The organism is Rhodopseudomonas sp. (genome assembly GCF_048594845.1).
Classification (GTDB): domain Bacteria; phylum Pseudomonadota; class Alphaproteobacteria; order Rhizobiales; family Xanthobacteraceae; genus Rhodopseudomonas.
Window position 1 is genome coordinate 1 of the sequence record NZ_JBMDXE010000251.1, and the last position, 5992, is coordinate 5992.

6 protein-coding genes and 1 pseudogene are annotated in these 5992 nt (G+C 64.2%); 1 reads left to right on the forward strand and 6 read right to left on the reverse strand.

What is annotated here, in order from left to right:
* Positions 1-281 (reverse strand): annotated as a pseudogene (gene fliI / locus ACOJTD_RS16240) (flagellum-specific ATP synthase FliI); the annotation flags it as partial.
* Positions 282-650: 369 nt separating this feature from the next.
* Here fliI and ctrA point away from each other — a divergent pair.
* Positions 651-1352 carry a response regulator transcription factor CtrA gene (gene ctrA / locus ACOJTD_RS16245; protein ID WP_011157191.1) on the forward strand — a complete coding sequence of 234 codons (702 nt, stop codon included), beginning with the start codon at positions 651-653 and terminating at the stop codon, positions 1350-1352.
* A 278-nt stretch (positions 1353-1630) separates the two neighbouring features.
* On the opposite strand, the gene ACOJTD_RS16250 is transcribed toward ctrA, so the two are convergent.
* The 5 genes from ACOJTD_RS16250 to ACOJTD_RS16270 form a co-directional block, all read right to left on the reverse strand.
* Positions 1631-2509: a CheR family methyltransferase gene (locus tag ACOJTD_RS16250; RefSeq protein ID WP_420133927.1), complete on the reverse strand. Its 879-nt coding sequence runs from the start codon at positions 2507-2509 to the stop codon at positions 1631-1633.
* Positions 2506-3690, reverse strand: a complete 1185-nt coding sequence (locus tag ACOJTD_RS16255; RefSeq protein ID WP_420133928.1) for a protein-glutamate methylesterase/protein-glutamine glutaminase — start codon at positions 3688-3690, stop codon at positions 2506-2508. Before ACOJTD_RS16255 ends, ACOJTD_RS16250 begins: the two co-directional genes overlap by 4 nt.
* Before the next feature lie 72 nt (positions 3691-3762).
* On the reverse strand, positions 3763-4128 hold the full coding sequence (locus tag ACOJTD_RS16260; protein ID WP_378385022.1) for a response regulator: 366 nt from the start codon (positions 4126-4128) through the stop codon (positions 3763-3765).
* 62 nt (positions 4129-4190) lie between these two features.
* A complete protein-coding gene (locus tag ACOJTD_RS16265) occupies positions 4191-4661 on the reverse strand; it encodes a chemotaxis protein CheW (protein ID WP_420133929.1) in 471 nt (156 codons plus the stop codon).
* A 26-nt stretch (positions 4662-4687) separates the two neighbouring features.
* Positions 4688-5992: chemotaxis protein CheW (locus ACOJTD_RS16270; protein ID WP_420133930.1), on the reverse strand; the 1305-nt coding region annotated here is incomplete at its 5' end.

The following is a 5992-nucleotide window of genomic DNA, read 5'->3' on the forward strand; positions in this document are numbered from 1 at the left end:
CACGGCCGCACCTGCGCGGCCGCATTGGCGATCACCGCACGGCAGCCGCGGCGCACGCCTTCGAGCCCGGCGAACGGCATCACCATCGCGTTGTTCCCGGTGAAGCCGATCACCTCGCACGGAATCGTGCGACTTCCCCCAGTTTCCACAACGATCCGCGCACCAACGGACATCGCGTGAATCGGACCCGCGATCTCGACCATCAAGCCGCGAACGCCCACCACACGGCCATAAATGTTGACGCCGTCGATATCGCCGATCTGTTCCGCCAGGGCCTTCATTGCGAAACCCTTAAGTTTGTGGCCGGCGGGGCTGTCACCTTAACTTCGTGTTTACCCGCATCGTTAATCATTGCGTCACTGTCTTTGGTGGCTGAACGCGCTTGCCCATCAGAACGAAGGTGCGAGTCGCGGGAGTCGGTTGAAACCGACTCTTAATGTGAAACTTGAAGGGGCCGGGTAACAAAAAGCTGCTTCTGCGCAACATCTTACGGCGATTCTGCAAAAATTGCACGAACAGAGCTTGCGGACCAGAATCAGGATTTGTTAACCATACCTCGTCAGGATCCGAATCAGTTGTTCAGAGGCGTTTCCAGTGCCGCAGGTAGTGCGGACGCCTGACGCCCGGAGCGGCGCTATAAGGGGACTGGCATGCGCGTATTGCTGATTGAAGACGACAGCGCGACTGCGCAGTCGATCGAATTGATGCTCAAATCCGAGAGTTTCAATGTCTACACGACGGATCTCGGTGAAGAAGGCGTCGACCTCGGCAAATTGTACGACTACGACATCATCCTGCTTGATCTGAACCTGCCGGACATGTCCGGTTATGACGTTCTCAAGCAGCTGCGCGTGTCCAAGATCAAGACTCCGATCCTGATCCTGTCCGGCCTCGCCGGCATCGAGGACAAGGTGAAGGGCCTGGGCGTCGGCGCCGACGACTACATGACCAAGCCGTTCCACAAGGACGAGCTGGTAGCCCGCATCCACGCCATCGTCCGCCGCTCGAAGGGCCACGCCCAATCGGTGATCCAGACCGGCGACCTCGTCGTCAATCTCGACACCAAGACCGTCGAAGTCGGCGGCCAGCGCGTGCATCTGACCGGCAAGGAATATCAGATGCTGGAGCTCCTCTCGCTGCGGAAGGGCACCACGCTGACCAAGGAAATGTTCCTCAACCACCTCTATGGTGGCATGGACGAGCCGGAACTGAAGATCATCGACGTATTCATCTGCAAGCTGCGCAAGAAGCTCGCCAACGCGTCCGACGGCCGAAACTTCATCGAGACGGTCTGGGGCCGTGGCTACGTGCTGCGCGAACCGTCCGAGGACGACGTCCGCATCCCGGCCTGAGCCGGTTTGATTTCTGCCAGAGCGCCAGTCAGGCGCTCACCCGAGAGCCTCCAGCCCCGCCGCAAATGGCGGGGTTTTTGTTTGTGCGCACGATGTGATGCGACGCCTCGTCCCACGACGTGCGTCATTCCGGGCCGCGCGCAATTGCGTGCGCCCCCCGGGCATATCGAGTTAGTGCGACGAGACGTTTCGATAATTGCGATATTCCGGGCTCGCGAGCAGCGCTCGCGCCGGGATGACGCATCAAGGCCCGCCAAAGCGGGCCCGTGCATCCGATCTCAGCCCACGCGCAGGCCGGCGAGCTGGCCGAGCGGCTTGGCGGCCGGCACGATCGACGGCGACTTGGCGACCGTGCTCGGCAGGTAGATGCCACGGCGGGTGGCGTGGGGCTTGAACGTGTCGGTCAGGCCGACCACGGTTTCGGCGGCGCCGAGGGCGAGGTAGCCGTCGGGCTCTAGCCGCTTGGCGAGACGCTCGAAGATCGACACCTTGGTCGGCTGATCGAAATAGATCAGCACGTTGCGGCAGAAAATGATGTCGAACATGCCGAGCTGCGAATAGTCCTGCAGCAGGTTGAACTGGCGATGCTGGATCATCGACCGCAATTCGGGGCTGATCTCCCAGAGATCGCCGATCTGCTTGAAGTACTTCACCAGCAGCTGAATCGGCAGCCCGCGCTGCACTTCGAACTGGCTGAACAAGCCGGACTTGGATTTCTCCAGCACGGCCTGCGACAGGTCGGTGGCGACGATGTCGAACCGCCAGCCGGCGACCGCCGGGCCGAGTTCCTTGAGGCACATCGCGATCGAATACGGCTCCTGCCCGGTGGACGACGCCGCGCACCAGATCCGCAGGCTGCGCTTGCCCGCACGGGCCTGCAGCAGCGCCGGCAGGATCTCCTCGCGCAGATGGTCGAACGGCAGCTTGTCACGGAAGAAGAAGGTCTCGTTGGTAGTCATGGCTTCGACCACGTCGGCCGTCACCTTGTCGGCGCCGTTCTTCATCTTCTGAACGAGATCGCCGATGCCTTCGAGGCCGAGCCGGCGCGCCAGCGGCAGCAGACGGCTTTCCACCAGATATTGCTTGTCGGTCGACAGGTCGAGACCGGAGCGTTCCTTGAGCGCCTTGCGCAGATAGTCAAAATCCACAGGCGTCACGAACGATCTCCTGAAAACAAACGAACCAGCTTCGGACCGATCTGATTGAGCGGCAGCACTGCGGCGCAGATGCCGGCGTTGGCGGCGGCGCCGGGCATGCCCCAGACCACACTGCTCGCCTCGTCCTGCGCGATGACGCTGCCGCCGGCGGCGACGATGTCCTTGCCGCCGCGCATGCCGTCCGAGCCCATGCCGGTCAGCACCACCGCGAGAATTCCGCTCTGCCAGACATCGATCGCCGAGGTGAACAGCGGGTCCACCGCGGGCTTGCAGAAATTCACCGGCGGTCCGTCGTCGAGCGCGATCACCGGATTGCCGCCCTGCTTGGCGACGCGCATGTGGCGGCCGCCGGGCGCCAGATAGATCCGACCGGGCTTGATCGCTTCGCCGTCGACGCCCTCGTGCGCCGGATGGCGCGAGGCGCGCATCAGATGCTCGGCGAGAATCGTCGTGAAGGTCGGCGGCATATGCTGCGTGATCAGCACCGGATAGCGATCGATCACCGGGCCGATGTCGGCCACCAGCGCCATCAGCGCCTGCGGTCCACCTGTCGAGGAGCCGATCAGCAGCACGCGGGGCGCTGTCGGGCCGAACGAGCGCTTCACGAGCGCGGCCTGGCTGGCGACGGTCTGCGCCGCCGGCGCCGGGGCCGCGACAGACTCGCGAAGCACGGTGGGCGCCGCAACGGCAGTTGCGTGAGCAGGCGCAAGAGCGGTGACACGGCGGCGCACCTTGCCGCCGAGATGGCGGATCTTCTGCAGCAGGTCGTGCTTGAAGATATCGGCGGCGTGCGGCTCGCGCGTGGTCTCGGGTTTCGGAATGTAGTCGGAGGCGCCGAGCGACAGCGCCTTGAAGCTGATCTCCGCGTTACGGCGGGTCAGCGTCGACGCCATGATAATGATCAGGTCGCGCTTCTTGGCGAGCAGCTTCGGCAGAGCCGAGATGCCGTCGAGTTCGGGCATCTCGATGTCGAGCACGGCGACGTCCGGGCGGATTCGGTCGATCTGATTGACGGCGTCGAGGCCGGTGCGCAGCGAGGCCGCCACCGTCATGTCCGGCTCGGCCTCGATCCAGCGCGAAATCAGCCCGCGGATGACGACGGAATCGTCGACGATCATCACGCGCAGGGGCTCGTACTGCGTCGAACTTGCGGCGGGACTACCTGCCAATGCTACACTCATCACTCACCGACGCAACGCAACTGCCCCACCGCGTCGGACGACGCGGCGTCGACCGCCTTTCGGCGGACCAGCTCAGATCAGGCCGACTTCCTGAAACTTCGCCGTCACGATGTCCTTGTCGAACGGCTTCATGATGTACTCGTTGGCGCCGGCGTGGAGCGCGCGAGCGATGTGGGCGACATCGTTCTCGGTGGTGCAGAACACCACCTTGGGCGCGTCACCGCCCGGCATCCGGCGCAGATTGCGCAGGAATTCGTAGCCGTCCATCACCGGCATGTTCCAGTCGAGCAGCACCGCGTCGGGCAGCCCGTTCTTGCAGGCTTCGAGTGCCTTCTCGCCGTCCTCGGCCTCGACGATCTCGAACTCGAGTCCTTCGAGGATGCGCCGTGCGACCTTTCGGATCACGCTCGAGTCGTCGACCACCAAACATGTCTTCATTGTCTGCCTCTGTCAGTCAGCGCCCGAACGAACGGACGATTGTTGTCGCCGGTACGTTCCGATTACGCGGCCATCCGCGCGTTTGCGATTTCGAGAACCTTGTCGACGTCGAGTACGACCATGAGCTGGCCGTCGAGCCGATGCACGCCGTTGGCGAAGGACGCCATCCGCGGATCCAGATTGACCGGGTTGACCTCGCGGCCTTCGTCCGGGAGCGTCAGCACTTCGCCGATCGTGTCGATCAGCAGGCCGTAGGACTCGCCGCGCAGATCGACGCCCATCGCCATCGGCGGCTTGCCGCTGTCGTTCTTGGGCAGGCCGAGCCGAGCCCGCATGTCGATCGCGGTGACGATGCGGCCGCGCAGATTGAGCACGCCGGCGACATCGTCGGGCGCCAGCGGCACCCGCGTCAGCCGCTCCGGCATGAACACGTCCTGCACGCGGGAGATCGGCAGACCGAACAGCTGTCCGCCGATCATCGCCGTGGCGAATTGAGTGGTGTTACCGCTGATGGCGTCGACTTGCCGGCTCATCGTATGGTGTCCTTCCTGGTCCTTCGTCATGCAGCCTGCTGCTGCAGCTCGGCCCGTTCATGGCCGATGGTCTGCTCCTTGAGCGCTGCGATCAGGCCCGGGCGATCGAACTTGGCCACGTAGTCGGAGAGACCGGCCTGACGTCCACGCTCGATCGCCGCCGGCGACACCAGCGAGGACAACGCGATCACCGGGGTCGTGCCGAGCTTGGCATCGGCGCGGATTGCTTCGGCGAACTCGAAGCCGTTCATCTCCGGCATCTCGATGTCGGTCAGGATCACGTCGAACTGGGCGCCGGTGCGCAGCACCGCGAGGCCCTCGACCGCCGAGGTCGCGACCCGCACCTTGTAGCCGGCAGCCTTGAGCACCGGACCGAGCATGTTGCGGAAGAAGGCGGAGTCGTCGACGAGCAGCACCGAGCGGGTGCTGATCGAGTGCTTCATCTCCTTGCGGGCGAGCCAATCCGAGAACGCCATCGGCAGGAAGTGCGCGACGTCGATGACTTCGGTGGCGAGCCCCTTGATCACGGCCGAGCCGAGGATGCCCTCGCGGCTGGAGCCGACCTGGATCTGCAGATGCTCCTCGACGATGTCGACGATCTCGTCGACGACGAGGCCCATGCTGCGGTCTTCGTCGGCGAACACCAGGATCGGCTGGACGCCGGTGGTGGCGACGGTGACGCCTTCCATCAGCACCAGCGGCATCAGCTGGTCGCGATACTGAACCATGTAGCGGCCGTTCGAGGTCTCGACCTTGTCGGCCGCGATCTCTTCGAGGCGGGTAACCAGCGACAGCGGCACCGCCTTCGGCTGCGGCGAGCCGGAGCGGAAGACCAGCAGCGAGGTGAGCTGCTCGGTCGACGCGGCGCGCGTGGCGGCGCTCTGCTCGGACAGATCGTGCTGAGCCGAGACCGAGGTCCCAAGCGCCTGCGCGATGCCGTTGGGATCGACGATCATGATCACCGCGCCGTCACCCAGAATGGTGTTGCCGGAGAACATGCCGATGTGACGCAGCTTGGTCGACATCGGTTTGACGACGATTTCCTCGGTGTGGAAGACGGCGTCGACCACGATGCCGAAGGTCTGGCTGCCGACCTGCGTGACCACGATGAAGCCGTTCTCGGGCTCGCTCAGCCCGGTGCCGTCGTCGATGTGCAGCAGTTTCTTCAGATGCATCAGCGGCAGCAGCTTGTTGCGCAGGCGGAGCACCGGGGTGTCCTTGATGCGCTCGATGCGATGTTCCGAATTGGCGCGCGCGCGCACCAGCTCGACCACTGCGAGCTGCGGGATGGCAAAGCGATCGCCGGCGGCCTCGACGATCAGCGCCGACAC

Excerpts from the sequence above, each read along its gene's own strand:
- ACOJTD_RS16255 (WP_420133928.1), bottom strand. The coding sequence starts at position 3,690 with ATGAGTGTAGCATTGGCAGGTAGTCCCGCCGCAAGTTCGACGCAGTAC.
- ACOJTD_RS16260 (WP_378385022.1), bottom strand. The coding sequence starts at position 4,128 with ATGAAGACATGTTTGGTGGTCGACGACTCGAGCGTGATCCGAAAGGTC.
- ACOJTD_RS16265 (WP_420133929.1), bottom strand. The coding sequence starts at position 4,661 with ATGAGCCGGCAAGTCGACGCCATCAGCGGTAACACCACTCAATTCGCC.
- ctrA (WP_011157191.1), top strand. The coding sequence starts at position 651 with ATGCGCGTATTGCTGATTGAAGACGACAGCGCGACTGCGCAGTCGATC.